Genomic DNA, 26,760 nt, shown 5'->3' with positions numbered 1-26,760 from the left:
TTACCCTTCTTCCATAAAAGTTTTTACATAAGGCTGATGTTCTTGTAACAAGCAGCCAATCCTTTTCTCAAGCAGCTCATTTAAGAAAGGAATATTGTTGATTCCGTCCTTGATGATTTGTTTAGAGCGGTCAAGATACTCGTCGCAAACGTTAATCAATTGATCTTGCTGGCCTTTCAAGAGTTCTCCTTCATGGCCTTGATGGCTGTATGTTGTCAAATTCCTGAACCCGTCAAAAACAACCGAGCTTTCCTTTTGTAAATATCGTTTCTTCTCTTGAAGCAGGCGCTTAAATAACAATAGATTAGCGGTTTGCTCATTCCATAGATCCACTTGAAAATATGACACGAACCTTTCAAGCAAAGAGCATTCAAGCACCTTTATACTCTCAATTAATGTTTCTAAGCTATCTGTTTCTAAGTGGTATACTGAAATTTTATGTTCGTTCACTTCTCTAACACCAGTAGAGAGTGTTTTAACCATCAAAATGTCTTCCGAATCTGCCAGCAGCTTATAATATAAACCGCTGTAATAATCTCCAGCTAATACAGTTAACTGTCGGCTTTTTTCATTGTCTGATGTTCTAGAAATATGTTCATGGGTATCAAGGGCAGTTTGAATGAGCATTATTGACGTCGCAAAATTCTCAAGTTTCGTAAACGGCAATTCTAGATGATCCATTATTGAAACTAGGATAAGAAGCTTATCCTCATCAATAACCGGAGTGTCAATATGTTTAAGCAAGTATTTGTCAAAAACGTATTGTTCGACTTTCTCCTTAATGTTCATGAAATTTTGCCGAATATCTTGCATGCTTATCACCCTTGCTTCCCCGAAGTAATGTCCTCTATGTATGGTTTAACCTAATATTATGAGAAAAATTCAAGCCCATCTATCTTAACGAAATTTACTCTCCCTTTAAACAAGGCAGTCATCATTATATCATAAAAGATTTTCTTATGGGCCGGAATTCAAAAAATAAATATATTTACACCGTTATATGATAGTTTTCATTTCATTTCATTTTTAACTTTTATTTCTTAGGTTCACTTTCTACTTCACCAAATTGAGTAAGTATTTTCGCATTTCCCCTAATTTTAATGGCAGAGGTATGTTCGGTAAATTGTGCGATTAGCACTTCTCCCTTATCAAGCTTTTCAGAATGGTGAAATCTTGTATCTGAACCCCTTGTTAATCCAATTACATTAACTCCATCTTCATTTGCTTTAATGACTATATACTCATTATTTGGTAACTGACGCTTTTCCAATATCGGCACCTCAAAACATTGATTAATTTTTAATTAATGTAAGAATTTCTGAACGAGCTGTTGCGTCATTTGCAAGTGTACCCCTCACTGCTGTTGTAACAGTTTTGGAACCTGGCTTTTTTACACCTCTCATAGTCATACACATATGCTCTGCCTCTACAACAACCATAGCTCCATGTGGTTCCAATTTCTCCATAATGCTGTCAGCAATAGTTGCAGTTATCCGCTCCTGAAGCTGCGGTCTCTTGGAAATCGCTTCAACCGCCCTTGCAAGCTTACTTAACCCAGTAACGCGGCCATTTTGGGGAATATAGGCGACATGCGCTTTTCCAAAAAACGGGACGAGATGGTGTTCACACATCGAATAAAACGGGATATCCTTCACTAAAACAAGTTCTTCATGATCCTCACTGAAAATCGTTTCAAAATGTTGTTTTGGGTCTTCATTTAACCCGCTAAACACTTCTTCATACATTTTTGCCACACGTTTTGGTGTATCTAATAAACCTTCGCGGTTTGGGTTTTCGCCGAGTGCTTCTAATATTAAACGTACCGCCTCTTCGATTTGGGCACGATTTACTTCTGACATTCCGATTCCTCCTACGCTTGTCTTATCAAAATACATATTAGCACAATCCTTTCTATGCAAGCAAAAAAATAGAAGTAAAAAGAGTGCTCGGTTATTTATAAAAAAGGAGAATTGGGCGGGAAATTATCGCAATTGAAAAAAGGCCATGGACAGCCATGGCCTTTTTTGCCTAAGCATTCGCTTAAAGCAATATTTATGTAATTATTTTACTGCATCTTTAAGCGCTTTACCTGGTTTGAAAGCAGGAACTTTGCTAGCACCGATTTCGATTTCCTCACCTGTTTGAGGATTGCGACCTTTACGCGCTGCACGCTCACGTACTTCAAAGTTACCAAAACCGATAAGTTGTACCTTATCACCATTTTTCAAAGCATCTAAAATTGCATCAAAAACAGCATCAACTGCTTTTGTAGCGTCCTTTTTAGAAAGTTCGCTAGTTTCTGCAACTGCATTAATTAGTTCTGTCTTGTTCATGCCTTTCACCTCCTCCCAAAGAATTATCCAGATAAATGAGATTACTTATCTACATTTCTAAACAATTTTTCAAAATTCTATACGTCAAAGTGCTGTTTAATTGCAAAATCAGTAAAAAACATCCGCTTTTTGACCTTGAATCTAGTTTTTGAGCAAAACCTTATCATATAAAGGTTTTCAGCACTATAACGTAATCTGTTAAAAGATTATCACAATCAATTCAGCATATCAAGAAGAAAACATGATTTTATGGTAATCTTTTCTTATGTTTCACAAAGTTTTCGACATAAACAAAAAAAGGACTCCCAAAAGGAGTCCAAAATTAGAGGATTATGGCAATTAAGCCGCCAGATCCTTCATTGATAATTCTTTCAAGAGTTTCTTTTAATTTGTATCTTGCATTCTCAGGCATTAAGGAAATCTTTGCCTGTATCCCCTCTCTAACAATTGAACTTAAAGACCGTCCAAAAATATCAGAATTCCAGATAGACAGCGGATCATCCTCAAAATCCTGCATTAAGTAACGGACAAGCTCCTCGCTTTGTTTCTCCGTCCCGATAATCGGTGCAAATTCTGATTCGACATCGACCTTAATCATATGAATCGATGGGGCTACAGCCTTTAATCTGACACCAAATCGGGAGCCTTGACGGATAATTTCCGGCTCTTCTAAACTCATATCTGCAAGCGATGGCGATGCAATACCATATCCAGTTTGCTTCACCATTTTTAAAGCATCAGAAATGTGATCATATTCCGCTTTGGCATGAGCGAAATCCTGCATAAGCTCCAATAGATGGTCTTTTCCTCTAATTTCAACACCAACGATTTCTTTTAAGATTTCATCGTATAGTTCATCTGGTGCGAATAAGTCGATTTCTGCAATCCCTGTGCCCATTTCAACTCCAGCTAGACCTGCCTTGTCGATAAATTCATATTCACTGAAATGTTGTACAACTTGGTCAACATCTCTTAATCTCTTGATATCTTTTACCGTTTCTTTTACAGCTTCTTGATAACTCTCTCTTAGCCAGTGGTTTTCTTTAAGCACCATAACCCAGCTAGGGAGATTAACATTTACTTCGAGTACAGGGAATTCATAAAGCGCTTCACGAAGGACATTCAAAACATCACTTTCGCGCATGCTTTCCACACTCATTGCAAGTACTGGTATATCATATTTTTCAGATAAATTTGTTCTGAGTGTCTCAGTGCTTGGATGGTACGGCTGTGCACTATTCACTACCATGATAAATGGTTTCCCGACCTCTTTAAGCTCTTCAATAACTCTTTCCTCTGCTTCAATATAATTGCTTCTTGGAATTTCACCAATTGTCCCATCAGTTGTTACGACAACTCCGATGGTAGAATGTTCTTGAATGACTTTCCTTGTGCCAATTTCCGCTGCCTCATGAAATGGGATCGGCTCCTCGTACCAAGGAGTATTTATCATTCTTGGTCCATTTTCATCCTCATAGCCTTTTGCACCTGGAACTGTGTAACCTACGCAATCTACAAGCCGTATGTTCACATCCAGCCCCTCATCGACGTGAATTGAAGCTGCCTGATTCGGGACAAATTTTGGCTCTGTGGTCATAATAGTTTTCCCTGCTGCACTCTGTGGCAGCTCATCCTGGGCTCGTGATCGATCAGCTTCACTGTGTATATTCGGTAAGACAACAAGCTCCATAAATTTTTTAATAAAAGTGGATTTTCCTGTTCGAACTGCACCTACTACTCCTAAATAAATATCGCCGCCTGTTCTTTCGGCAATATCTTTAAAAATATCGACCTTTTCCAAGTGATCCCCTCCTGATCATAGACTAAAGTGGGATAATTTCATCCAATTAGGTATTTTAGGACAGTATATGTTTATGACGTTGTCCTATCCTGTTATGACTCTTTTTAAAAATTTTTTACCCCCTTCTTCTGAATTCGCAAGATATCTTCTATAGTGTTTAAGATTAAAATAAATGGAGGGTTTCTATCTAAAGTTCATGATTATGAGCTTTGGTTGGATAAATAACTATTTTCAGCAAAAAAACCCTTCTCCTACAATATATTTCGCAGAAAAAGGGTTATGACTAAAATTAGCTGTGCTAACACTATGAAAAGCTAACAGCACCTATTTATTTCTCCAAAAAGATTGGCTCCTTTGTTTTCACATCCATAGTATAAGGAAGGGAAAATGCCGGAACAAACATGGAGTGGTCCACTAAAATTTTGCGGATATCCTCGCCTGGCTTGACCTCATTGGAGGAATTTTTCAACGCCTCATATAGATCTGGTCGGTAATCGACATATACTTTAGCATCTGTTGAAACAACAAATGTCAAATTTTTATTGGTAAATGGGCTGACAACATACGGGGGCTGATCATACCCTAATTTTTTAAAATCAATTGAATAAACATTTTTGGCAATTTCCTTTTTAAACGGCGGGAAGCCTTTTGTTTTAATTCGTAAGTTGATATCACGAATGGCCTCAGCAGCCCTTAAATCAAGTAATTTAACGGTCGGATTGGTTTCTTCATCTACTAACACGTATTGAAAAATCCCACCGCTTTCAAACGCATTTCCCGGAGGCTCAGAAATGTACTGCGGGGCAATTTTTTTAAAATCAATTGGATATTTTTGATATATTGGTGTATCGGCTTCCTTCGTTTTAATCGGAAGGATGCCTCCTTTATCTTTTCTAAAATCATCTACTGCCTGCTGAACGTTTTGAATTTGATCTTTGTATGGGACTTGATTCTGCGTTAACTCTTCTTTCGGATACATGCATCCTGAAAGCAGCAGAGTGGTAAAGACAAAAAGCAAGCTAAGCATTTTCCACTTCATATAATCACCTTTATTATTATGTAATTTCTCTAAATCAAGTGAAGAAGACAATGAGCAAAGTTAAACCTGCGCAAATCATAAATAAATAAGCAAGGATTGCAGTAATTAAGCGAAATACCCCGTTTAATTTATACCTGCTGAAATAAATCGTAATAATCGCAAGGAACATTAAGCCCATTCCCGCTATCGATATCCACATTTTTATCATACCTGGTGACAACTTCATCCCCCCCTTAATTCGATTGTTATTATAGCATAGGATAAGTATTCTGCATAAAAAAAGCTGAAGTAAAGGGGGGCGTTTTCTTTACTTCAGCCATATTTAAGACTAAATAACCCATTCGCCGGGCGTCATACTACAATTTGCTTCGTTGCATTGTATGCATCTTTAGTTTAAAACGTATCGACGAACGCCTAATTTCACATTGAAAAGATAATTTTTTTATTCATTTCTTTCTTCGAGAATATTCACTAAATCTTCCATCTCGTGAGTTTTCCCGCGTGACATTAGCACATCCGCCGCTGCCTTGGCATCCTTCCCATTGAATAGGACATCATAAAGGGCTGTTGCAATCGGCATTTTCACCTCATATTTTTTCGCAAGCTGAAAGGCTGCTTTTGTTGTCCTTACACCTTCTACAACCATTCCCATGCTATCAAGAACCTCATCAAGCGATTTACCTTTTCCCAGCATATTCCCGGCTCTCCAGTTTCTTGAATGAACGCTTGTACAAGTAACAATCAAGTCGCCAATTCCTGCCAGTCCAGCAAAGGTTAATGGATTTGCCCCCATTTTAGTACCAAGACGTGCAATTTCCGCTAAGCCTCTTGTGATTAATGCAGCCTTGGCATTATCACCGTAACCGAGGCCATCTGTAATTCCTGCTGCCAGTGCAATGATATTTTTTAATGCACCGCCAATTTCCACTCCGATGACATCTGAATTCGTGTATACCCGAAAATTGTGGTTAATAAATAAGTCTTGAATTTTTTCTGCGGCAGCCATATTTTCCGAAGATACCGTTACAGTAGTCGGATGTCTTAAACTCACTTCTTCTGCATGGCTTGGACCAGAGAGGACAACAATATCCCGCAGAAGATCAGCCGGCATTTCTTCTTTTATCATTTCAGAAATCCTTAATAATGTATCGGGTTCGATTCCTTTACTTACATGCGTAATAGTAATTGGACCCGATAATACTTCCCGCATTTTACCTATAACCTCACGAATTGCCTTCGTAGGTACCGCTAAAATGATGTTAGTAATCCCATCTAGAGCAGCTGGAAGTGAACCATAGCCCGTGATTAAGCCTGGAAGTTTAATTTCGGGCAAATATTTTTTATTTGTGTGAAATTCGTTAATTTCTTTTACCTGCTCCTCGTTATGACTCCATAAACGCACTTCATGATTATTATCTGCAAGGACCAGTGCTAATGCTGATCCCCAGCTTCCAGCTCCAATTACAGCAATCGGTTCTTGATTTTTTCGCATGATTACACCTGCCTCAAACTTATTTTCTTTCCCTAGCAAAAATTTTAATAGGAGTTCCTTCAAAGCCAAAAGCATCTCTAATTCGATTTTCAAGGAATCGTTCATATGAGAAATGTAATAATTCCGGCTCATTCACAAACACCACAAATGTTGGAGGTTTAACCGAAACCTGTGTTGTATAATAAATTTTCAGCCGTTTTCCTTTATCGGTAGGGGTTGGGTTCATCGCTACAGCATCCATAATAATGTCGTTCAATACACTGGTTTCAACTCGCATTGAATGATTTTCACTCGCTAAATTAATCATAGGCAGCAATGTATGAATTCGTTTTTTCGTTTTGGCAGATAAAAATACAATCGGTGCATAATCAAGGAATAAGAAATGCTCTCTTATTCTTTGTTCAAATTCCTTCATTGTCTTCTCATCTTTTTCAACCGCATCCCATTTATTAACGACAATGACAACTGCTCGGCCTGCTTCGTGAGCATATCCGGCAATTTTCTTATCTTGTTCAATGATTCCTTCTTCTGCACTAATAACAACAAGCACAACATCTGAACGTTCAATCGCTCTTAAAGCACGAAGCACACTATATTTTTCGGTTGTCTCATAAACCTTGCCTTTTTTTCGTATTCCTGCCGTATCAATGATTGAATATTTCTGTCCATCATATGTATAGGGAGAATCGATGGCATCTCTTGTTGTGCCGGCAATATTGCTTACAATAACGCGTTCTTCACCCAAAATAGCGTTAACTAAGGAGGACTTTCCTACATTTGGCCGACCGATTAATGAAAACTTAATTACATCAGCTTCATACTCAGCTTGATTTGTCTTTGGAAAGTGCTTTGCCGCTTCATCTAATAAGTCCCCAATTCCTAATCCGTGAGAACCTGAAATCGGTATAGGCTCACCAAATCCAAGGGCATAAAAGTCATAAATCTGTTCACGCATTTCCGGATTATCAATCTTATTAACACCTAATACAACCGGTTTCTTTGTTTTATATAAGATCTTAGCAACTTCTTCATCCGCAGGTGTTACTCCTTCTCTGCCGTTTGTTAAAAAAATTATAACATCAGCTTCATCCATGGCTACTTCAGCCTGCTGGCGGATTTGCTCTAAAAACGGTTCATCTCCGATATCAATACCGCCAGTATCAATAATATTAAATTCATGTGCCAGCCACTCTCCAGAGCTATATATCCGGTCACGTGTTACTCCAGGCACGTCTTCCACAATGGAAATCCTTTCTCCAACAACTCTGTTAAAAATAGTGGATTTCCCCACATTCGGTCTTCCAACAATGGCAATAACAGGCTTAACCATTCACATCGCCATCCTTTCTATTTCAATAATAAACATCAACCAATTTACAAAGTAAGAGTTAATGAAAAAGAAACCCTTCTGATAAAGAGAAGGGCCAACCTTTATAGTGTAGCAAATGTTAATCCCTTCCCGCAATGAAAATCAAATCAAGATGACTTTTGTTTCTCTTTTTCCAAAAAAGGGAAATGGTTCTGCAGATATGTTCCGGCATTTTCTAGTATACTCCAGCTGACTAGCAAAACAGCAATTAACGAACAAACATCTAAGTAAGGAAAAGCTCCAACAGTATAAGGAATTTGAAGTTTATATAAAATATATGCCGTTAAGAACTCCCCCTGCATAGTACCGCTGACAGCAATAATTAATCTGCCTTTTAATTTTTTTTGCAAAACAATGGCTAAATACCACATGCAAATGCTAATCATCCATTCTTTTTTAAAAATAATCCAAATTGGATCAAATATCTCAAATAAATGAAATGAAGCATATGCAATCGAAATAATTAATGAGCAAATGGAATGAAAAATAATGATGCGATGCTTTTCATTTACTAAAAATGAATAAGAAAAAAATAATAAAATTAGACCGCTCCATGCAATTTGTAATCTCCCAACCATAAAATAACTATTCGAAAAAATTATTACAACAAGAACAATGACTGCCAATTTTAAGCGATAGGGACTTTGCTTTTCTAAGATAAACGTTACGTATACCCAAACAGCCCAAAAAAACCAAAAAAACACGGCTCCTTCCATACTATCCACCTCCTATTATCCCCATTATCGGTAAGCTGTATGTACTTTCATACTACCTTGAATAATATTTTCATGTGTGAATCATCTTAAAAGGAGGAGGTGTGGATGATGGGAAAAGACCGTCAAGAAAAAAAGTTAAAAGCCTCAAGAAGAGTGGAATCAGATCGTGATCAGGCCCTGCATTATCCTGGTGCCACTAAATTGTCGAGTCCTGAAGAAGCTAGAGGACTGAACGACGGAAAAAGATAGACTGTAAAATTAGAAAAGCTCCCGCAATGCGGGAGCTTTTCTATTCTATCGCTGGCTAAATGTTTTTGTGTTAATACCTCTTTGGTTTAACCAATGATAAGTTTCCCCGGTGATCATTAATGGGGTTCTTTTTAAATCGGCCAAGTTAGATGCCCCTAATGCCGTCATGATGATTCTTATTTCACGATGAAGTGTTTCAATTTCTTCCTTTAATGAATCAATTCCTTTTTTAATGAGGGTTTGTAAAAAGTATCCTGCCATCCCGACCGCTTCTGCTCCTATGGCAATCCCCTTCACAATATCAATTGCTCCCTTAAAACCTCCCGAACCAATGATTGCCGTGTCCTGGCCTAGAACGGAAGCAGCTTCTATAATGGAGATAGGTGTAGGTATTCCCCAATCATCAAAAAAGGAAAGGGCTCTTTCCCTGCGATTATTTTCTATTTCCGCAAAATTTGTTCCCCCAAAACCGCCAACATCTATAATCGATACTCCAATCGATGAAAGCAGCTTGACAGTTTCGCAAGACATACCAAATCCTACTTCTTTAACGATTACCGGCACTTCGAGAGAACGAACAATAGCCTCAATTCTGTCTAAAGCCCCTGTAAAATCCCTGTCCCCTTCCGGCATGGTCAGCTCTTGAATAACATTTAAATGAATTTGCAACGCATTTGCCTCAATCATATTAACCGCCTCTTTGGCCTGATCCGGTGTGGCTTCACTTCCTAGGTTGGCAATCAAAATTCCTGAGGGATTTTCCTTTCTGACTACTTCAAAGGTGTATTGTTGAGCTTTATCCTTTATAGCAGCCATTTGCGAGCCCACAGCCATGGCCAAACCTGTTGCGGCAGCTACCTGTGCCAGCTCCTTATTAATTCGATAGGTTCTTTCACCGCCGCCGCCTGTCATCGCATTGATAAAAATTGGCGAACTTAAATAAAGTTCGCCAATCGAGTGACCTAATCGAACATCGAGCGTACTGATATTAGGCAGACTTTGATGTATAAATTTAATTTCATCAAAAGCAAAGGCTGACTTCTCCTGATTTGCAAGGGCAAAGCGTATATGGTCCCATTTTCGTTCAGTTCTCGACACTCTTAATCACCATTATTTTTTTAAATTCTTTAATTTATCACCAATAACTTCCCCAAGCTGGAAGCCTTTTGTCTCTTCAGGAAGCTCATAATCAAACTTTTCTTCTACCTCTTTTTCAAGAAGGTCTTTAATGCTTAATGATAAGCGCTGTTCTGCTTCATTAGCATCCAATACCTTAACATTAACTTCCTGACCCTCTTTTAGGACTTCATGCGGTGTGCCAATATGCTTATGGGCGATTTGCGAGATATGAACAAGGCCTTCAACGCCTGGAAAAACCTCAACAAAAGCACCGTAAGACACTAATCTTTTTACTGTGCCGGTTAAGGTACTGCCTTTTGGAGCCTTTTCAGAAATATTTGACCATGGTCCTGGTAAGGTTTCTTTAATAGATAAGGAAATTCTTTCACTATCACGATCAACACTTAAAACTTTGACTCGGACTTTTTGACCCTCTTGAACAACATCAGATGGCTTGTTAACATGTTCGTGTGATAATTGTGAAATATGAACAAGTCCATCAATTCCGCCAATATCAACGAAGGCGCCAAAATCGGTAATCCTTTGAACCGTACCGTCAATGACCTGACCAGGCTGCAGCGCTTCAAGGCGGTTTAGTTTTTGTTTACCCATTTCCTCTTCGACTACTGCACGGTGAGAAAGGATTATGCGGTTCTTTTCTTTATCTATTTCAACAATTTTAAACGTTAGGTTACGTCCCTTATAGTCACTGAAATCCTCAACGAAATACGTTTCAACTAATGACGCCGGAACAAAACCACGCACTCCTAAATCAACAACAAGACCGCCTTTGACAACGTCTTTAACTTCAGTTTCAATAATTTCACCAGTGTTAAATTTCTGCTCTAAACTTTCCCATGCTTTCTCAGCATCAACCTTTCTTTTTGAAAGAATTAATGCCTCTTCTTCTACTTTTAACACTTCTAATTCCAGCTCGTCGCCTTCCTGTACTGCATCTGATGCTTTCTCAATATGCAGACTTGAAAGTTCACTGATAGGAATGATTCCATCCAATTTACTTCCTTGAATTTCTACAATGACCTGTTTTTCTTCTACCTTTGTAACTTGTCCGGTTACCTTTTCGCCTACCTCAAAGCTTTTCACTTCTACTTGATTTAACTCTTCAGACATATGTAAATCCTCCTTCATCCATTTGGCTGAAAACCTATAATTCCTTTATTTACTAAGAGCATGCTAGAGCTGATTTGTCATTAGCTCCAGGTAAACTAAGAATATTCGAAAAAGAATCTCAATTAATAACTTCTTATAAATAGACTATTTTGTCAAGCAGAACCTATCGATGTTCCTTAATAAGTTTATGAATTTCTGACATAATTAATTCAGTCACCTGTTCCGCAGACGCCTTTTCTTTCCGCAATGATTCCATCTCAATTGGTTTCCCAAAAACTACTTTTAATCTTTTAAAACTTTTATAAGGACCGATTACTGCACAAGGAACGACTAAGGCGTCTGTTTTTAATGCAAAGAATCCTGCTCCTGCCAAACCTTTTCCTAGCTCACCTGTTTTACTTCTAGTTCCCTCAGGGAAAAGCCCTAAAACATTTCCCTCTTTTAAAACATTTAACCCTTTTCTAAGCGCCTCGCGATCGCTCATTCCCCGTTTTACCGGGAAGGCATTACATTTACGGACTATCCCGCCGAGCATAGGAACCTGAAAGAGCTCTTCCTTTGCCATAAAATGAACCGGTCTTGGTGTCGAGATCCCAACGATAATCGGATCAAAATTATGGATATGGTTGGAGCACAGGAGAATTCCACCCTCTTCTTTTGGAAAATTCTCAAGCCCAATTACTTGAACCCTGTACAATGGTCGAAATATCGAATTAACAACAGATCTTGCAAATGTGTAGAAGGTCACACCTAACCAATCCTTTCGTCCACGAGAGCCATTATCTTATCGACTACTTCAGGAATGGTCAAAGAGGTCGTGTCGATTTCAATTGCATCATCAGCTTTTTTTAACGGAGCAGTTTTTCTCTCAGAATCGATTTTATCTCTACGCGCAATATCTTCTTTTAATTTATCGAGGTCGGACGGGAAACCTTTTTGCAGATTTTCAGCGTGTCGGCGTAAGGCTCTTTCCTCTACACTGGCAAGTAAAAATACTTTTATTTCTGCATTTGGCAGGACATGCGTTCCGATATCACGACCGTCCATAACAACTCCGCCATTAATTGCGAACGATTGTTGTCTTCTAACCATTTCTTCCCGCACCTTAGGATGTTTCGAAACGATAGAGACAGAATTGGTTACTTCTTCCGTTCGTATCTCATTGGTAACCTCTTTATGGTCAAGATAGACTAATTGCCCATTTTCTGAAGGAAGCAATTCGATGTTTGCCGCCAAAAGGGTATCTAATAAAGCTTCTTCATCTTCAAGGTTTAACTTCTCATCAATCGCTTTATATGTTAACGCCCTGTACATTGCTCCTGTATCAATATATACATAAGTTAATTTTTCAGCGACAATTTTGGCGACGGTACTCTTGCCGGCCGCGGCTGGTCCATCAATGGCAATTGATAATTTCTTCTTCATAAATCCTCCTAAATTTCTCTCTAATGCTGTCTCTTTTTATTTTACCATAAGAAATTGAAATGCTTCTTAATTTTGCATGTAATTTCATAAAAATAAAGCAGGCTCCCCTGCTTTATTTTTCTTTTAAGGTTTGAAGAATGTCAGTCATTGTATTTTCATTGACCCCTTCATATTTTGTTAATTCCTTTACTTCGGGTAAAAGATTAAGTTGATGGAAAAAGAACTGTGAAATCAAAAGAAAAATGCATTGGACGATAATAAGCTTAATTAAAATTCTCTCAACTCTTTCCAAACGATAACCACTCCATATTAAGAATATCCCTATTATTGGAGCAATACGTTTATTTTATGCCGTCCTCTGCAAAGAAAGGAAAAGCAAATGCTTTTCCTATAAAACATCTTCAAATAAGTTTTCTGAATCCTTTAATTTCTCAACTTCCTCTTCTCTTCCATTATCTGCGTTAATAAAAATACGATAAGTATCATCCTTGATTGTTCCTAGGAATTCATAGCAAAGCACTTCTTTATTTAAATCATTCACAATGACTGCTAGCCTATCCTCCATCACTTTTAAGTTGGGGTTCACCTTACTGCGAGCTTGCTTTAAGGAAATAGCCGGCTTTCCAATTTTCCTTGATTGTAATGATTTTAAATATTCTTCTGCAGAAACCCCAATAATATCGCCATTATCAAGCGCAACCTTCATCTTTATAGCTTCGGGATAGATTCTGACTCCATTCTTATTTGTAACAAAATTAAAGACACCGATATTGTCATATTGCGTACTCTCAAATAGTTCTAATTCTGTAAAGCCAGTGTCCTTTAGAAATGTCTGGGCCTTTGTCATAGCATCATGTAAACTGATTTTTTGTTTCGTTACATCACGTTGATTAATAAACCAAATAGGATGCCCGCCCTTTTTCGTGATGTCCATACTGGCTTCTTGTCCGTTTTTCTCATTTTTAATGGAAACACTATAAAACCCATAATCAGCACCCTTACCGTTTTCCGTTACCTTTACTTTTGTATTTCCGTCCATGTTCATATATTTTTTAGCGATTCTAATAGCTTCGTTACGGGAAATCGGACTTCCCTTCACGTTTTTAAAGTTCTCATCCTTTTTTTGCATATTGGCAAATGTTGGACCAAAGTCCGTTTCATCAAATCCGGTCACCGTTTTTTCTACCGTTTTAAAGCCGTCAATAATCGTATTGTCTGTCGTTTCCTTGCCAGAGGCTAGCGCGAGTTCTACATCCATCCAACGAAGGTTATTTTTTAAAACCATATACTGAACCTTACGAAGCTCGCTTTGTATTTCGCCAGATTGCTTATAAAGGACCTTTAGAGTCTCATATTCTTTATCTGTTAATGGCTCTTTATCTAAATCTCTTATTGCAGTACGATAGCTAAAATTTCCTATATTAGCCAAGAACTCCTCAGTCTTATTAAATGGTAATAACGTCAGTGGAAGCTGGCCGACATCATTATGTGCTTCTGATGTAATTCTCCATACTTCCGCCAAAGATGGAGACAAGGAATGTCTTGAATTCATTGCAAGCGTTGCCCCAATTTTGTCGTTCAATAAATCCATTTGATAGGTAAGGCTGTGGAAGGCGCGTTGATAGTTATTTTCGGCATTTAAAAGAACAGCATTTTTTTCTTGATGCTCCTGATACCCCCAATAACCTGTGCCAATCACTCCGAGTGCTAATACTCCTATTAATAAACCTCTAATCAATTTAACCCACCTCTACTTGCAGAAAATATGTTGTCCAATTCTTTTAATTTGCGGTCTTGACCATATCCAGGCACTTGTTGCCGTTGCAGGATTAAAATAATAGAGGGCCTCTCCTGTTGGATCCCAGCCATTAATAGCATCTATAACTGCCTTTTTGGATGTTTCGTTTGGAGTGAGCCAAATTTGTCCGTCTGCAACTGCTGTAAATGCACCAGGTTCAAAGATGACACCAGAAACGGTGTTCGGGAATGAAGAGCTATTTACCCGATTCAGGATAACTGCAGCAACTGCCACTTGTCCAATATATGGCTCTCCCCTTGATTCACCGTGAACAGCATTGGCCATTAATCGGATATCATTTTGCGAGAAGCCCTTCGGAATATTAACAGCCGTTGCCTTATTGTTTGTTTTATTAGCATTTCCATTGTTTACTTGAGCATTATTTCCTTTCGTATATTTTGTTGACTTCACGAGCTTTGCTTTTGTTGTTGCCCCTGCTAGCCCATCAATAGGAAGGCCAAATTCATACTGAAAATTTCGTAAGGCCCAGTAAGTTCTCCAGCCAAAAACCCCATCAATTTTTCCGGTATAGAAGCCAATATATTTCAGTCTTGATTGCAGCTCTATTACATCTTCACCAACTGCTCCACGCTGGATGACCTGATTGGAAAAGGCTTGAACTTTATTGACCTGGATAAATGGCATAGAAGCGCAAAATAATAAAGCAGCTATTATCATTCTAAACAACGTTTTTTTATTCATGGAACATGAACCCCCATTGTAAATCTTTTAACAGTAACTCTATTTTCTGTTATATCGGTATTTTTATTCCATTAAATACAAAAACCCTTCATCAAGAATGAAGGGTTTTTTGAACGCCATATTGTTTTTTAAAATGATTGGCACTTAATATCTTGGCTTTTTTAACCTTTGTTAAACCAAACCACCAGAGAAAAATCATAAACGGAAAAATAATATATACCCAATGTTCTAAAGTAAGGAGAATAAAGTCATACAGCCCGTGAAGAATAAAAGGAATGAACAACGAAAGAAAAACCCATTTTGCTTTCAATCCTCCAGTAAACTTTGCTTTCCCAAGATAAAAACCCATAATCACACCAAAAAGTGCATGGCTGGAAACAGGTAATAGTGCTCTGGTCATGGCGTGGCCTACACCATTTGCAACTAAATAAAAAATATTTTCAATCGTAGCAAAACCTAACGATACGGCAACTCCATACACAATTCCGTCAAATGGCTCATCAAATTCAACATGCTGATAAACAGCATAAAAAAGGACAAACCACTTAAAAAATTCTTCTAATAGTCCTGTGCTAAAAAAGGCATCAAAAAGATCAGATTTAACCAGATGCTCCGTTACGAGTACATGCTGAATAAACATGATTGGAAACACAAGCAGAGCCCCGTACAGAAATGTCCGCAGCACAAACGAAATCGGTTCTGGTTCATATTCATCCTTTAAATAAAAATAACTGAGCAAGGCTAATCCGGGGGCAATTCCGGCAGATAAGATTCCCAGCATGATGAACCTCTTTTCATAAAATCCATTTTCTTAATCGTACCATGAAACCAGGGATGTATAAAATGAAAGATTCATCTTTCCTGCTGTTTTCTTTAGAAAAATTGGATATTTTTTACAAAATTAAAAGTTTAAAATTCAATTTGATCTAACCCGCTTGCAAGGGCAACTGCTAATTTAATTCTCGCTTTTTTTGAGTCATTATCGCTGCCAAGGATAACTCCCTTTTTATAAAGGTCATAGGCACTTCCCACATAATCATAAGTGGTATAAACAGCACCCTCTTCGGCACTTGTAGTAACAACCAATTTTATCCCACTTTTAATTGCTAATTCAATTTCATCCATCATATTCGGGGCTACTTGTCCTCGACCTACTCCTTCCAGAACAATGCCTCTAACCCCTGCTTCTCTTGCTGCTTTAATAAATTTTCCATCCGCACCGATATAACATTTAATGATCTCTACTTGCGGAATCTGCGATTGAACAGAGAAATATTCCCTCTTTAACGGTTTTTGATAAACATGAACTTGGTCATTATCAATAATTCCTAGATAACCAAAACCAAATACATTAAACCCTTGAATATTAGAGGCATGCTCTTTCTTCACGTATCTTGCTGCAAAAATACGTTCATTAAAAACAACAACCGTTCCAGCATTATGTAAATCACTGGAGCAGGCAGTATAAATCGCATGTCGTAAATTAATATAAACATCACTCCCTAAATCCTCGGGGGAACGCTGTGAACCAGTAACCACGACAGGGCGATGGTCTTTAATCGTTAAATCAAGAAAATAGGCAGTTTCCTCCATTGTGTCCGTACCGTGAGTAACGACAACTCCGCTAACGGACTCATCTTCAAAATAATGATCAACTTTCTCTTTTAACACTAATAAATCCTCAAATGTTATATGAATGCTTGCTTTTTGGAATACGGAATCAACAATGACCTCAATATCATCCGGCAGCTGACACATCGCAGCCAGTTCTTCACCTGTTAAGGCACCCGAGGCTAATTTACCTGAATCCTTGTTGGGTTTACTTGCAATTGTTCCACCAGTTGTTAACAAAACCACTTTTTTCAATCGTTATTCACCCTTTTGTTCTTTTTCTACAATATCGTTTGCAATTATTCCGCCATGAAACCGGCCATTTTCTATAAATATTTCATTAGCATTATTACCTGCCGCAATAACACCAGCGATATAAATTCCCGGAATATTAGTTTCCATTGTCTCTGCATTAATTTTTGGTCTGCCGGATTCTTCATCAATCTCTACACCCATTGTTTTTAAGAATTTGTGGTCAGGATGATAGCCCGTCATGGCAAAAACAAAATCATTAACGACTGAACTTTCTACTCCATCCTTAATAAAAATCACACTGTCCTCTGTAATTTCCTTTACATGTGCAGAAAAATGCATCCTGATAATACCGTTTCGTACTAATGACTCAAATTCAGGCAAAATCCATGGTTTGATACTTGAAGAGTACTCATTGCCGCGATATAAAACAGTCACTCTTACTCCTGCCTTTACAAGTTCAATGGCCGCATCAACACTTGAATTTTTTCCTCCAATGACACAAACATCCTTATCAAAATATGGATGAGCTTCTTTAAAGTAATGAAATACTTTTGGTAAAGTTTCTCCAGGAACATTCATATAATTTGGATGATCATAGTAACCAGTGGCAATTACAATATAACGAGTATGATAAGTGTCCTTAGAGGTAATGAGTGAAAAGCCTTCTTCATCTTTTTCTACTTTTATAACTTCTTCGTATGCATTAATCCGCAAATCTTTTCGCTTCGCTACTTCCCGATAATAGACAAGCGCTTGATTTCTCTTTGGCTTATAGCTTTCAGTCACAAATGGAAAGCCGCCAATTTCTAATTTTTCACTGGTACTAAAGAACGTTTGATGTGTCGGATAATGATAAATTGAATTAACAACATTACCCTTTTCAATAATGAGCGGCTTTTTCCCTATTTCCTGTAATGCAATTGCGGCTGCGAGCCCACAAGGACCGGCACCAACAATGATAATCTCTTCATTTTGCACGGTTATTACACTCCTTATAAAAGCATTCCAAAAAAAAACTCCTACCTGATAATGATAGGAGTTTTTCTCGATTATTTCAATCTTAAATCCAGCCTCTAAAGCGGCTTGCTTCTGCCATTTTTCTAACACCAACCATATAGGCAGCAAGGCGCATATCTACACGACGTGTCTGGGCAGTGTCATAGATACTATTAAATGATTTCACTAAAATCTTTTCAAGCTTCTCTTCGACTTCTTCCTCGCTCCAATAATAACCTTGATTATTTTGAACCCATTCAAAGTAAGAAACGGTAACCCCGCCCGCTGATGCAAGTACATCTGGCACTAAAAGGATTCCGCGCTCTGTTAAAATTTGTGTTGCTTCTAAAGTTGTCGGACCGTTAGCTGCCTCAACAACGATACTTGCACGAATATTATGAGCGTTTTCTTCAGTGATTTGGTTTTCAATAGCCGCCGGAACTAAAATATCACAATCTAATTCAAGAAGTTCTTTATTTGTAATCGTGTTATCAAATAATTTCGTCACTGTTCCGAAGCTGTCTCTTCTATCGAGCAGGTAATCTATATCTAATCCATTTGGATCATAAAGCGCACCATATGCGTCTGAAATACCTACGACTTTCGCACCAGCATCATGCATGAATTTAGATAAGTAGCTGCCAGCGTTACCAAATCCCTGTACGACAACTCTTGCACCTTCGATTTCGATGCCTCTCTTTTTGGCAGCTTCACGAATACAAATTGTTACGCCTTTTGCTGTCGCTGACTCACGTCCATGTGACCCCCCCAAAACTAGCGGCTTTCCGGTAATAAACCCTGGGGAATTAAATTCATCAATTCGACTGTACTCATCCATCATCCAAGCCATAATTTGAGAATTTGTAAATACATCTGGTGCAGGAATATCTTTTGTAGGGCCCACAATTTGGCTGATTGCTCGAACATATCCACGGCTTAATCTTTCAAGCTCCCTAAAAGACATATCACGCGGGTCACAAATAATACCACCTTTACCGCCGCCATATGGCAGGTCGACAATACCGCATTTTAAGCTCATCCAAATTGATAAGGCTTTCACTTCTGTCTCTGTCACACCCGGATGGAAACGGATTCCACCTTTTGTAGGTCCCACCGCATCATTATGTTGTGCCCTGTAACCTGTAAATATTTTAACAGAACCGTCATCCATTCTAACTGGAATTTTAACTGTCATCATACGTAATGGCTCTTTTAAGAGCTCGTAAACCTCTTCTGGATAACCTAACTTTTCAAGAGCTTTATGAATCACTGTTTGTGTTGATTTCAACACATCATGCTGCTCCTCTTGATTAGTCTTATCAGTACCTTTTTCGGCTACCATTTGTAAACCTCCTAAGAAATCACTTTTACGAATGTTGTCCGCTTTCAGTCACAAGTATACACCTTTAATTGATTAATGCAAGAATAAAAATTTTCTTTCTGTGTTTTATTTTGTGAATATGTAAACGTTGCCATTCTATGTTTATTTAATATAATAAATTTCAGTAAAAAAAGGGGCTCACATGCCCCTCAGGCTGTCGAAAAACTTCGATAGCCTTTTATTTTTGTATGATTTCTTAAACAATTCACCACGTTAATTGATATAATCTTTTTTAAAAAATCTTTTCAATAGGTCTGTTGTTTTCCGCTCCAGGCGGCTTCGCTTTCCGCGGGCCCGGAGCGGAAATCAACAGGCCTGTTAGCATGGACAATCTTTTAATAAATAACGGTATTATGCTCAGATAAAATAAAAAAATTGCCGAGAAAAATACCCTTTCTCAACAATCTGAGGGGCTCAAGCCCCTTTTGCCGCTCCTTTTTTTATATCAGATACTCGAAGAATAATTTAATGGAAATAATGAAGGATTGTTTCCACAGCTTTATTTTTCATTATAATTTTTCCATACTCACTAAGAATATGCGGACTAAGAATAGAGGCATTTCCAAACTCCGATAATATGCAGGCAGCCATTTTGTTTTTTTCCGTTTCTTGTTGATCTTCCATTAACAAATAATAACGGTTATGCATGAAAAATATACTTCCTCCGAACAAAGAGGCCAAGGAGAGCCTTTTTGATACGTTAATAATATCTTCGAATTCCGTAAATTCAAATAACAGCTTCTCAAAACCGCAGGCCCTTACCTGCATTTCAATAAAGCCGTCATGTAATGCCTCATCGGAATCTTTAAATTCCTCAACTGTAATAATCATGATCATCCCCTGCGCCTGAAGTGAAAACACTTCTACCGCTACAGTTCCTTGAATATCTACATTGAATTCCATGCTTGCCTCTTCCAGCATGTCATGAAAAAGCTGATTCCATTTGCTTGCATCCTTCCAAATATCTTCTTTTGAAAGACCCCGATCCATAAGATCATCGGAGGTTAAAAATATTTTAATCTTATTTGCTGTTAAGCGTTCTAAGCGCATGTTTTAGCCCCCTGCTTATGACTACTCTTGTTTTAGTGTATGCCCTAAGGGAGCGTTGGTGAATTGTCTTTTTAAACCGGCACTATCATCTAGAAACGGAAATTAGATGACACTCTGCCGGTGCACCTAGCCTTAACGGCAGAGCCGTAGTCCCATATCCATTACTAATTAGAATTGTTGTGTTAGCTAATTGTTTTACCCCTCCTCTTTTTTGCGGGCTGTATCCAAGAAAATGAATTTGCCCGCCATGTGTATGACCACTTAACACAAGTCGAATATCGTGTTCAGGGAGGATCTTTTCCGTAATATCTGGATAGTGACTAATTAGAATTTTAAACCCTTGATCGTCTGCAGCCTTGAGCGCTAAATCAAGTCGGTCACGTTCTTGACCAAGGTCATCAACACCAAGCAGACACCATTTCTCTCCTTTTTCAGAATTAAACGTACTTGCTGTATTGTTTAATACTTTGATCTGTAGCTCCTCCATCATTTTTATCAGTTTGTTATGATTGATTTCATAATCATTATTACCCCAAACAAAATAAACAGGAGCAATATGCTTCAATTTACATAAATTCGCTTTGACTCTTTTGATGGGAACCCCTTTTTCCGCTAAATCCCCGCCGATAATCACTACATCCGCCCTGCCTTTTACCCTATCAATAATACTATCCGAAATTGTCCGTCGATGAATATCAGAGATAAAGAAAATGGAGACAGTCCCAAAGGATTTTGGAAAATCCGCAAAATGAAATTTATGTTCTTCCACTCGATTCAAAAACGCCTCACGCAGCATGTATAAAAAAAGGATGACTCCGAATAAGATTAAGAATAATAAAATGATATTCATAGCCTATTGCTCCATTTCATTAATTTATATCTAGAGAAATCATACCATAACGAAAACTATGGAATAAAATATAATCAAAAAATCCCTCCCATAGAACAGAATTGAGAAGGATTTGTGATAATTACCAATAATCATTTAAACTTCCTGTATGCTTAAAATTCGAAAGCCATGCTCTTCAAGTTTCTTAACAAACCTATCAATATTGTCTTTCTTTTCAATTTTCATGACAATTCGGCGAATAAGTTTATCAGTTTCATCGAAGGTAACAAGTGAAATGATATGCTCATGGAAGTGATGGGCAATTTCTGATAGGCGGGCAATTCTCCCCTCCGTTTCAACGGATGTAAAGGCAATCCTAACACCAGGGCGATTTACGCCAAAAGCACTTTCAAATGCTCCTATTACATCAGATCGAGTGACTACCCCTTGAAATATATGCTTCTCATCAACTACAGCAAGTAACGGAAAATCCTTTAAATCAAGCATGGTTTTTTCAAATAATTCTGCCCCGACTAAATATTTTTCTTGATGAGTGGCAATCTCCTTCACAAGGGTTGTCGTGAGGTATTCATTCCTTTGTTTGTCGGAAAGAAAATAATTTTCATAAATACCGTATCTTGTAACAACCCCCAGGTAGCGATTGCCTTGTAAAACCGGCAGTCCATCAATCTGATACTGCTCCATTTTTCTTAAAGCATCCTTTAATGTTTCATTTTCACTGGCAGTAATGCATTCATGCCTAGGAATCATCATCTGTTTCACAAACATATCCCATCACCTCAAGGATTAGTACTTTCACTTTATTATACTTCGATATACCTCTTAAATACCCTTTAATATAGTAAAGATTTATGGCATTTCAGCCAAAACGTTTTCATATGATTAAATGATGTTAAACAAAAAGGGAGGGTAATTTAATGCATACTCATCACAAATCCTATCAACCTTACGTAAGTCCATTTGACCCTTGTAAACCAATGATTGAAAAAACTTATTCCACACCGCCCCATTTATATATCGGTTTTCAGCCGCCGAATCTTCCGCAATTTACCCCGATGGAGGCACTCCGAGCAGGCACACTCTGGAAAGCCTTTTATGACCCTTGGTATGGTCCTTATGAAAAGAAGAACTGGGGGGTCCCTTCATGAAACAGGTGCCTGCTGAGTATTATCAATTAATGGAGCAGCTTCAAGCGGTTGATTTTGTTTTAGTTGAGCTGACGCTATATTTGGATACTCATAATGATGACCTGGATGCAATTAATCAATTTAATCATTATGTTCAGGAACGAAAACGTATTAAAAAACAGTTTGAAAGCCAATTTGGACCATTACAGCAATTTGGGAATAGTTATTCCGGAAAACCTTGGAACTGGAATGATTCCCCTTGGCCGTGGCAAGTGTAAGTGTTGGACGCATGTATGTGCTAATAATCTGCTAAGCAATTAAGCCGAAATCTTCATGTTAATTGAGGGAGGGATATAGAATCTATGTGGATATACGAAAAAAAACTGCAATATCCAGTCCGTGTCAGTACCTGTAATCCGATGCTGGCAAAATTTTTAATTGAACAATATGGCGGGGCTGATGGTGAATTGGCAGCTGCCTTACGATACTTAAATCAACGGTACACTATTCCAGATAAGGTAATCGGCCTTTTAACAGATATTGGAACCGAAGAATTCGCTCACCTGGAAATGATCGCCACTATGGTATATAAATTAACAAAGGACGCTACTCCAGAGCAGATGAAGGCTGCTGGTTTAGGTGCGCATTATGCCAACCATGAAAAGGCACTTTATTACGAAAATGCAGGCGGTGTTCCTTGGACAGCGACCTATATTCAGGCTAAAGGTGACCCAATTGCAGACCTATATGAGGATATTGCCGCTGAAGAAAAAGCAAGAGCAACATACCAATGGATCATCAATATGAGTGATGACCCAGATATTAATGACAGCTTACGTTTTTTAAGGGAGCGGGAAATCATTCATGCTCAGCGTTTCCGGGAAGCCGTCGAAATATTAAAAGAAGAGCAAGGAAGAAAAAAAATATTCTAAGAGGCAGTACTAAGCTGCCTCTTATTTTTTTTCATGAAATAGGTTAATATCATATTGCTTTTTCATTAATTCAAAAATAAGATGCCGATTTTTCCACTCTTTTTCACCTTTCCATAAGTCCGTGCTTCGATTCACAATTTCACATCTCAATTCTTGGTATTCCTTTTCTTTTTTGTCCTTCTGCTGCCTTAAAACGTTCATCATCCCATAGCTAATCAGTGTCACCGCTAGTAAAAACATATTCATTGAATCTTTTAATGACGCCGAAAACATCGCAAAGAACGAGTAGGAGTAATGGTTCGCAATATTAAAGTAGAAATAACAAAAAAATAAGAAGGCTAAACCAAGAGTTCCATAAACAGAGATAAAATGGCGTTTCTCCGCAACGTCAAATTTCACTTTTCTTTTTCTTAAGTTTTCCAACATTTGCTTTGTCGCAGGGTCAGTATTATCCAGTAATTGAATTGGAGTATCCATATATCTCCCCCCATTCTCCATTCTCCCTATATACTTATGACCTTGTCCCATTGATTATGTTATTTTAAACACAAAAAACCGATCAAAAACTGATCGGCTAATTAGAAACTGGAATTTTTAAAACCTGACCGGCATTTACCTGATCACTGCTTAAACGATTAGCATCTTTGATTACTGCCATTCCGTTTGGAGAATGATAATAGGTCATAGCAATACGATAGAGCGTTTCTTTTGGCTGCACTTTATGATAAATAATTCTCATTTTAGGCTTTGAATTGGTTTGATTTTTGGTTTTATCTGTCTCCGCTGTTTTATTCTGATCCTGTTTTGCTTCAGTAATAGGCGAACTTAGAGGTTGGGAAGCCGTGCTGCTTTCACTTCCATTAACTTGTTTAGGTTCATCGCTTTCTTCGCCAGGCTCCTTCGAATCACCAGTTCCTTCAATCGTATCCCTAGACCGCTCTTCTTGAACCTTCTCCTCCTCATCATTTGATTGGTCGAGATTGATCGTTTCGTAGCCGACAGGGCTGACAGTGGTTGTCTCAGCATGGTTAACTTTTTTGCCATCGAGATAAGAAATAGCACTAAAAATAATAACAGGAAGTAAGACAAAAAATAGCACCAGCAGGCGTATAACCGGATATTTAAGTTTCAATTTAAATTTCTTTTTCTTTCGACGGTGGAGCTGCTCCCGAGGAGGCAATTGGTCATCAACCTCTGTAGTCTCGTTAATTTTTTGAATCCGTTGTTTTAATCGTTCTGCTTGTTGTCTATATGGCTCTTCTTTATTCATTATGGCAGCCCCCCTCCTGTTCATCCTCCAATTTTTGCGAACGTGTAAACTTAATATATATACCTAGTAATAAATCGATGACAAAATGCATCATGATCGTCACAGCGAAATTTTCAGTCCACTGATAGATCACACCTATAACAAAACTCAGTGAAACAATATTAACAAATAGAAACCAATTAAACAGATAACGATAGTGAATAATCGCGAAAATGATACTTGCTAATACAAGTCCAACTTTTGTTTGAATTATTCCTCGAAATAACAATTCCTCACATATTGCAACAACGGCTGCAATGAAAAAAATGTGAAAGATGTTTCGATGTTTAAAAATTCTTTCATTTAAACCGCCATCATCATAAAAATGTCGTGGCAGCCATTTCATTAACAAAATATCAAACAGAACCACAGCAATTCCTGCAACGAACCCTATTTTAAAGATATTTGGGTCATTCAGACGAAAATAATTTAAAAAAGATAAATCATCAAATAAAATCCATCCTAAGAATAATGAAATAACTAAAATGATGATTTGTGTCAAATACAAGTGTTGAAGTAATTCCTTATCAGATAAACTGGAGATGATTTCATTATATTTCTTTTTCATTTACTCAACTCGCTATTGGTTAATAGTTTGCGTAGATAATCCATCCAAGTAACTTCTAATAGTTCTACCTGCGGGCGATCCTCGGCTGAGTGATAATTTCTAATGTCAAGACCGCATCTATCACAGCATGGATTAACCTCCGTTATTAACCGGTCATTAAAATATTCCAAGATAAATTGCCGTCTGCAGAATTTCGTATCGATCCATTGCTTCATTCTAAAAATATTATTTTTTTTTGCTTTTAATCTTTTTTTCGTAAAGTCTTGAAGCATTTCCTTTATCTGTTGAAGGCTGCTTGTATCTTGTATAGGACGATTTAGTAGATCTTCTACAATCCGCCACTGTACATCTGAAAAACCGCCAAGCTCCTTTAATGTGTTGGTTAGTTTGAATCCTCTATTATTAGTCCTTATCGCAAAGTCAGTTCTATTGAAAAGCCAGTCTAGTTGCTGATCAGATGGCAGTTCCGCTTCAGCCAGTTGGATTGGAAGAAGCTCATCACCAGGTGAATATAATAATATGGCGATACTTGGATTCCCATCGCGTCCCGCTCTGCCAATTTCCTGTAAATACGATTCGATTTGCATTGGCATATGAAAGTGAATGACGAAACGGATATTTTCTTTATTGACACCCATGCCAAAGGCACTTGTCGCACAGATGACATCGAGCTGATTATGGATAAATTGCTGTTGGATTAATATTCTCGAATCTTGCTCTAATCCGCCGTGATAGACACTCGATCGGTAATTCTGCTGATATGATAACAGTTCGGCCATTTGTTCTGCGGCTTTTTTACTAGAAAAATAAACGATGCCCGGTTTTGGCAGCCTATCAACAAGCTCTAGTACACGCCGTTCTTTATCGCGATAATCTGCTATTTCCTCGACATAAAACCCAATATTTGGGCGATCAATTGTTGACTCTACTTTTGTTACTTTACTTAGTCCAAGCGACTGAATAATATCCTGTCGCACATTAACCGTTGCTGTTGCCGTTAAAGCAAGGGTTAGGGGATTACATAGAGACTTACGGATCTCACCTAATTTTGAATAATCCGGCCGAAAATCATAACCCCATTGTGAAATACAATGAGCTTCATCTATTACAAATAAGGAAATCGATAAGCTTTGCAGCTTTTTGATAATATAAGGTACCTGCAGCATTTCCGGTGAAATAAAAATAAATTTATATTGATTTAATACATTCAGAACCTGCTCTTTTTCTATATGAGTTAAAAATGAATTAAGTGCCACTACACGTTTTTCACCGAAACGCTTCATTTGGTCCACTTGATCCTGCATGAGAGAAAGCAACGGTGAGATAATTAATATGTGCCCTTTAAATATATACCCAGGCAGCTGATAACATAATGATTTTCCAGTTCCTGTGGGCAGCATGGCTAACGTATTCTCGCCATTAAGCAGTGCTGAAATGACTTCCTTTTGTCCTGTTTTAAAAGCAGTATAACCGAAATATTTATTTAATAGGTCTTCTAGCTCCATTT

General features: G+C 37.9%; 32 protein-coding genes. 4 read left to right on the top strand and 28 right to left on the bottom strand.

All coding sequences use genetic code 11. The annotated features are described in order from the left end of the window. From IE222_RS08630 to IE222_RS08585, 10 genes are all read right to left on the bottom strand, one after another. Positions 1-813 carry a heptaprenyl diphosphate synthase component 1 gene (locus IE222_RS08630; protein WP_191271793.1) on the bottom strand — a complete coding sequence of 271 codons (813 nt, stop codon included), beginning with the start codon at positions 811-813 and terminating at the stop codon, positions 1-3. Positions 814-1,033: 220 nt separating this feature from the next. Beyond that, positions 1,034-1,270, bottom strand: a complete 237-nt coding sequence (mtrB, locus tag IE222_RS08625; protein ID WP_191271792.1) for a trp RNA-binding attenuation protein MtrB — start codon at positions 1,268-1,270, stop codon at positions 1,034-1,036. Positions 1,271-1,292: 22 nt separating this feature from the next. Then, positions 1,293-1,859, bottom strand: coding sequence for a GTP cyclohydrolase I FolE (gene folE / locus IE222_RS08620; protein ID WP_191271791.1), 567 nt, complete (start codon positions 1,857-1,859; stop codon positions 1,293-1,295). 201 nt (positions 1,860-2,060) lie between these two features. Continuing rightward, positions 2,061-2,333, bottom strand: coding sequence for a non-specific DNA-binding protein Hbs (gene hbs / locus IE222_RS08615; protein WP_141650889.1), 273 nt, complete (start codon positions 2,331-2,333; stop codon positions 2,061-2,063). 322 nt (positions 2,334-2,655) lie between these two features. Beyond that, on the bottom strand, positions 2,656-4,134 hold the full coding sequence (spoIVA, locus tag IE222_RS08610; RefSeq protein WP_191271790.1) for a stage IV sporulation protein A: 1,479 nt from the start codon (positions 4,132-4,134) through the stop codon (positions 2,656-2,658). Between the two features lie 328 nt (positions 4,135-4,462). Beyond that, positions 4,463-5,173, bottom strand: coding sequence for a YphF family lipoprotein (locus IE222_RS08605; RefSeq protein WP_191271789.1), 711 nt, complete (start codon positions 5,171-5,173; stop codon positions 4,463-4,465). 34 nt (positions 5,174-5,207) lie between these two features. Then, positions 5,208-5,393 (bottom strand): DUF2768 domain-containing protein, encoded by a 186-nt coding sequence (locus tag IE222_RS08600; RefSeq protein WP_191271787.1) that lies wholly within the window; start codon positions 5,391-5,393, stop codon positions 5,208-5,210. 222 nt (positions 5,394-5,615) lie between these two features. Continuing rightward, positions 5,616-6,665, bottom strand: coding sequence for an NAD(P)H-dependent glycerol-3-phosphate dehydrogenase (locus IE222_RS08595; RefSeq protein WP_191271785.1), 1,050 nt, complete (start codon positions 6,663-6,665; stop codon positions 5,616-5,618). Positions 6,666-6,684: 19 nt separating this feature from the next. Beyond that, positions 6,685-7,995, bottom strand: a complete 1,311-nt coding sequence (der, locus tag IE222_RS08590) for a ribosome biogenesis GTPase Der (protein WP_191271783.1) — start codon at positions 7,993-7,995, stop codon at positions 6,685-6,687. Between the two features lie 146 nt (positions 7,996-8,141). Further along, positions 8,142-8,750 carry a YphA family membrane protein gene (locus IE222_RS08585; RefSeq protein WP_191271781.1) on the bottom strand — a complete coding sequence of 203 codons (609 nt, stop codon included), beginning with the start codon at positions 8,748-8,750 and terminating at the stop codon, positions 8,142-8,144. A 108-nt stretch (positions 8,751-8,858) separates the two neighbouring features. Between IE222_RS08585 and IE222_RS08580 the strand changes: the two genes are divergently transcribed. Beyond that, positions 8,859-8,999: a YpzI family protein gene (locus IE222_RS08580; protein ID WP_007084885.1), complete on the top strand. Its 141-nt coding sequence runs from the start codon at positions 8,859-8,861 to the stop codon at positions 8,997-8,999. A 45-nt stretch (positions 9,000-9,044) separates the two neighbouring features. Here the strand turns inward: IE222_RS08580 and fni are convergent, their stop codons facing one another. The 14 genes from fni to IE222_RS08510 form a co-directional block, all read right to left on the bottom strand. After that, positions 9,045-10,097, bottom strand: a complete 1,053-nt coding sequence (gene fni, locus IE222_RS08575) for a type 2 isopentenyl-diphosphate Delta-isomerase (RefSeq protein WP_191271779.1) — start codon at positions 10,095-10,097, stop codon at positions 9,045-9,047. A 12-nt stretch (positions 10,098-10,109) separates the two neighbouring features. Beyond that, complete coding sequence (gene rpsA, locus IE222_RS08570; protein ID WP_191271777.1) at positions 10,110-11,249, bottom strand: 30S ribosomal protein S1; 1,140 nt, start codon at positions 11,247-11,249, stop codon at positions 10,110-10,112. A gap of 163 nt (positions 11,250-11,412) precedes the next feature. Continuing rightward, positions 11,413-11,997, bottom strand: coding sequence for a lysophospholipid acyltransferase family protein (locus IE222_RS08565; protein ID WP_191271775.1), 585 nt, complete (start codon positions 11,995-11,997; stop codon positions 11,413-11,415). 2 nt (positions 11,998-11,999) lie between these two features. After that, positions 12,000-12,674 carry a (d)CMP kinase gene (cmk, locus tag IE222_RS08560; RefSeq protein WP_191271773.1) on the bottom strand — a complete coding sequence of 225 codons (675 nt, stop codon included), beginning with the start codon at positions 12,672-12,674 and terminating at the stop codon, positions 12,000-12,002. A gap of 112 nt (positions 12,675-12,786) precedes the next feature. Continuing rightward, complete coding sequence (locus IE222_RS08555) at positions 12,787-12,966, bottom strand: YpfB family protein (protein ID WP_191271771.1); 180 nt, start codon at positions 12,964-12,966, stop codon at positions 12,787-12,789. A gap of 96 nt (positions 12,967-13,062) precedes the next feature. Further along, complete coding sequence (gene ypeB / locus IE222_RS08550) at positions 13,063-14,412, bottom strand: germination protein YpeB (protein ID WP_191271769.1); 1,350 nt, start codon at positions 14,410-14,412, stop codon at positions 13,063-13,065. A 12-nt stretch (positions 14,413-14,424) separates the two neighbouring features. After that, complete coding sequence (gene sleB / locus IE222_RS08545; RefSeq protein ID WP_191271767.1) at positions 14,425-15,174, bottom strand: spore cortex-lytic enzyme; 750 nt, start codon at positions 15,172-15,174, stop codon at positions 14,425-14,427. Between the two features lie 91 nt (positions 15,175-15,265). Beyond that, on the bottom strand, positions 15,266-15,955 hold the full coding sequence (gene prsW, locus IE222_RS08540) for a glutamic-type intramembrane protease PrsW (RefSeq protein ID WP_191271765.1): 690 nt from the start codon (positions 15,953-15,955) through the stop codon (positions 15,266-15,268). 128 nt (positions 15,956-16,083) lie between these two features. Beyond that, a complete protein-coding gene (locus IE222_RS08535; RefSeq protein ID WP_191271763.1) occupies positions 16,084-17,040 on the bottom strand; it encodes an asparaginase in 957 nt (318 codons plus the stop codon). 3 nt (positions 17,041-17,043) lie between these two features. Further along, positions 17,044-18,018 carry a YpdA family putative bacillithiol disulfide reductase gene (locus IE222_RS08530; RefSeq protein WP_191271761.1) on the bottom strand — a complete coding sequence of 325 codons (975 nt, stop codon included), beginning with the start codon at positions 18,016-18,018 and terminating at the stop codon, positions 17,044-17,046. 82 nt (positions 18,019-18,100) lie between these two features. Continuing rightward, positions 18,101-19,378 (bottom strand): Glu/Leu/Phe/Val family dehydrogenase, encoded by a 1,278-nt coding sequence (locus IE222_RS08525; RefSeq protein ID WP_191271759.1) that lies wholly within the window; start codon positions 19,376-19,378, stop codon positions 18,101-18,103. Between the two features lie 504 nt (positions 19,379-19,882). After that, positions 19,883-20,467, bottom strand: coding sequence for a genetic competence negative regulator (locus tag IE222_RS08520; protein WP_191271757.1), 585 nt, complete (start codon positions 20,465-20,467; stop codon positions 19,883-19,885). Between the two features lie 85 nt (positions 20,468-20,552). Then, positions 20,553-21,317, bottom strand: coding sequence for a metallophosphoesterase (locus IE222_RS08515; RefSeq protein WP_191271755.1), 765 nt, complete (start codon positions 21,315-21,317; stop codon positions 20,553-20,555). 135 nt (positions 21,318-21,452) lie between these two features. Continuing rightward, positions 21,453-22,085: a CBS domain-containing protein gene (locus tag IE222_RS08510; protein WP_191271753.1), complete on the bottom strand. Its 633-nt coding sequence runs from the start codon at positions 22,083-22,085 to the stop codon at positions 21,453-21,455. A gap of 149 nt (positions 22,086-22,234) precedes the next feature. On the opposite strand from IE222_RS08510, the gene IE222_RS08505 reads away from it, so the two are divergent. The 3 genes from IE222_RS08505 (at position 22,235) to IE222_RS08495 (ending at position 23,376) form a co-directional block, all read left to right on the top strand. Beyond that, on the top strand, positions 22,235-22,465 hold the full coding sequence (locus IE222_RS08505) for a spore coat associated protein CotJA (protein WP_191271751.1): 231 nt from the start codon (positions 22,235-22,237) through the stop codon (positions 22,463-22,465). Next, entirely contained in the window at positions 22,462-22,722 is a 261-nt protein-coding gene (locus IE222_RS08500; RefSeq protein WP_191271749.1) for a spore coat protein CotJB, read from the top strand. Before IE222_RS08505 ends, IE222_RS08500 begins: the two co-directional genes overlap by 4 nt. Before the next feature lie 84 nt (positions 22,723-22,806). Further along, positions 22,807-23,376, top strand: coding sequence for a manganese catalase family protein (locus tag IE222_RS08495; protein ID WP_191271747.1), 570 nt, complete (start codon positions 22,807-22,809; stop codon positions 23,374-23,376). Positions 23,377-23,397: 21 nt separating this feature from the next. Here IE222_RS08495 and IE222_RS08490 read toward each other — a convergent pair whose 3' ends face one another. The 4 genes from IE222_RS08490 to IE222_RS08475 all read right to left on the bottom strand — a co-directional run bounded on the left by IE222_RS08490 (position 23,398) and on the right by IE222_RS08475 (position 26,758). Next, positions 23,398-23,853, bottom strand: coding sequence for a YpbF family protein (locus tag IE222_RS08490; RefSeq protein ID WP_191271745.1), 456 nt, complete (start codon positions 23,851-23,853; stop codon positions 23,398-23,400). 97 nt (positions 23,854-23,950) lie between these two features. Then, complete coding sequence (locus tag IE222_RS08485; RefSeq protein WP_191271743.1) at positions 23,951-24,646, bottom strand: LysM peptidoglycan-binding domain-containing protein; 696 nt, start codon at positions 24,644-24,646, stop codon at positions 23,951-23,953. After that, positions 24,639-25,253, bottom strand: a complete 615-nt coding sequence (locus tag IE222_RS08480) for a type II CAAX endopeptidase family protein (protein ID WP_191271741.1) — start codon at positions 25,251-25,253, stop codon at positions 24,639-24,641. The genes IE222_RS08485 and IE222_RS08480 overlap by 8 nt, the downstream gene beginning before the upstream one ends. Further along, on the bottom strand, positions 25,250-26,758 hold the full coding sequence (locus tag IE222_RS08475; RefSeq protein ID WP_191271739.1) for a RecQ family ATP-dependent DNA helicase: 1,509 nt from the start codon (positions 26,756-26,758) through the stop codon (positions 25,250-25,252). The genes IE222_RS08480 and IE222_RS08475 overlap by 4 nt, the downstream gene beginning before the upstream one ends. Positions 26,759-26,760 lie beyond the last annotated feature (2 nt).

Origin of the sequence: Neobacillus kokaensis (assembly GCF_014656545.1) — a bacterium.
Taxonomy (GTDB): Bacteria; Bacillota; Bacilli; order Bacillales; family Cytobacillaceae; genus Neobacillus; species Neobacillus kokaensis.
This window is presented reverse-complemented; position numbering and strand designations above follow the sequence as displayed.

Excerpts from the sequence above, each read along its gene's own strand:
- IE222_RS08630 (WP_191271793.1), bottom strand. The coding sequence starts at position 813 with ATGCAAGATATTCGGCAAAATTTCATGAACATTAAGGAGAAAGTCGAA.
- folE (WP_191271791.1), bottom strand. The coding sequence starts at position 1,859 with ATGTCAGAAGTAAATCGTGCCCAAATCGAAGAGGCGGTACGTTTAATA.
- hbs (WP_141650889.1), bottom strand. The coding sequence starts at position 2,333 with ATGAACAAGACAGAACTAATTAATGCAGTTGCAGAAACTAGCGAACTT.
- IE222_RS08605 (WP_191271789.1), bottom strand. The coding sequence starts at position 5,173 with ATGAAGTGGAAAATGCTTAGCTTGCTTTTTGTCTTTACCACTCTGCTG.
- IE222_RS08595 (WP_191271785.1), bottom strand. The coding sequence starts at position 6,665 with ATGCGAAAAAATCAAGAACCGATTGCTGTAATTGGAGCTGGAAGCTGG.
- der (WP_191271783.1), bottom strand. The coding sequence starts at position 7,995 with ATGGTTAAGCCTGTTATTGCCATTGTTGGAAGACCGAATGTGGGGAAA.
- IE222_RS08585 (WP_191271781.1), bottom strand. The coding sequence starts at position 8,750 with ATGGAAGGAGCCGTGTTTTTTTGGTTTTTTTGGGCTGTTTGGGTATAC.
- IE222_RS08580 (WP_007084885.1), top strand. The coding sequence starts at position 8,859 with ATGGGAAAAGACCGTCAAGAAAAAAAGTTAAAAGCCTCAAGAAGAGTG.
- rpsA (WP_191271777.1), bottom strand. The coding sequence starts at position 11,249 with ATGTCTGAAGAGTTAAATCAAGTAGAAGTGAAAAGCTTTGAGGTAGGC.
- cmk (WP_191271773.1), bottom strand. The coding sequence starts at position 12,674 with ATGAAGAAGAAATTATCAATTGCCATTGATGGACCAGCCGCGGCCGGC.
- sleB (WP_191271767.1), bottom strand. The coding sequence starts at position 15,174 with ATGAATAAAAAAACGTTGTTTAGAATGATAATAGCTGCTTTATTATTT.
- prsW (WP_191271765.1), bottom strand. The coding sequence starts at position 15,955 with ATGCTGGGAATCTTATCTGCCGGAATTGCCCCCGGATTAGCCTTGCTC.
- IE222_RS08525 (WP_191271759.1), bottom strand. The coding sequence starts at position 19,378 with ATGGTAGCCGAAAAAGGTACTGATAAGACTAATCAAGAGGAGCAGCAT.
- IE222_RS08520 (WP_191271757.1), bottom strand. The coding sequence starts at position 20,467 with ATGCGCTTAGAACGCTTAACAGCAAATAAGATTAAAATATTTTTAACC.
- IE222_RS08515 (WP_191271755.1), bottom strand. The coding sequence starts at position 21,317 with ATGAATATCATTTTATTATTCTTAATCTTATTCGGAGTCATCCTTTTT.
- IE222_RS08510 (WP_191271753.1), bottom strand. The coding sequence starts at position 22,085 with ATGTTTGTGAAACAGATGATGATTCCTAGGCATGAATGCATTACTGCC.
- IE222_RS08505 (WP_191271751.1), top strand. The coding sequence starts at position 22,235 with ATGCATACTCATCACAAATCCTATCAACCTTACGTAAGTCCATTTGAC.
- IE222_RS08500 (WP_191271749.1), top strand. The coding sequence starts at position 22,462 with ATGAAACAGGTGCCTGCTGAGTATTATCAATTAATGGAGCAGCTTCAA.
- IE222_RS08495 (WP_191271747.1), top strand. The coding sequence starts at position 22,807 with ATGTGGATATACGAAAAAAAACTGCAATATCCAGTCCGTGTCAGTACC.
- IE222_RS08490 (WP_191271745.1), bottom strand. The coding sequence starts at position 23,853 with ATGGATACTCCAATTCAATTACTGGATAATACTGACCCTGCGACAAAG.
- IE222_RS08485 (WP_191271743.1), bottom strand. The coding sequence starts at position 24,646 with ATGAATAAAGAAGAGCCATATAGACAACAAGCAGAACGATTAAAACAA.
- IE222_RS08480 (WP_191271741.1), bottom strand. The coding sequence starts at position 25,253 with ATGAAAAAGAAATATAATGAAATCATCTCCAGTTTATCTGATAAGGAA.
- IE222_RS08475 (WP_191271739.1), bottom strand. The coding sequence starts at position 26,758 with ATGGAGCTAGAAGACCTATTAAATAAATATTTCGGTTATACTGCTTTT.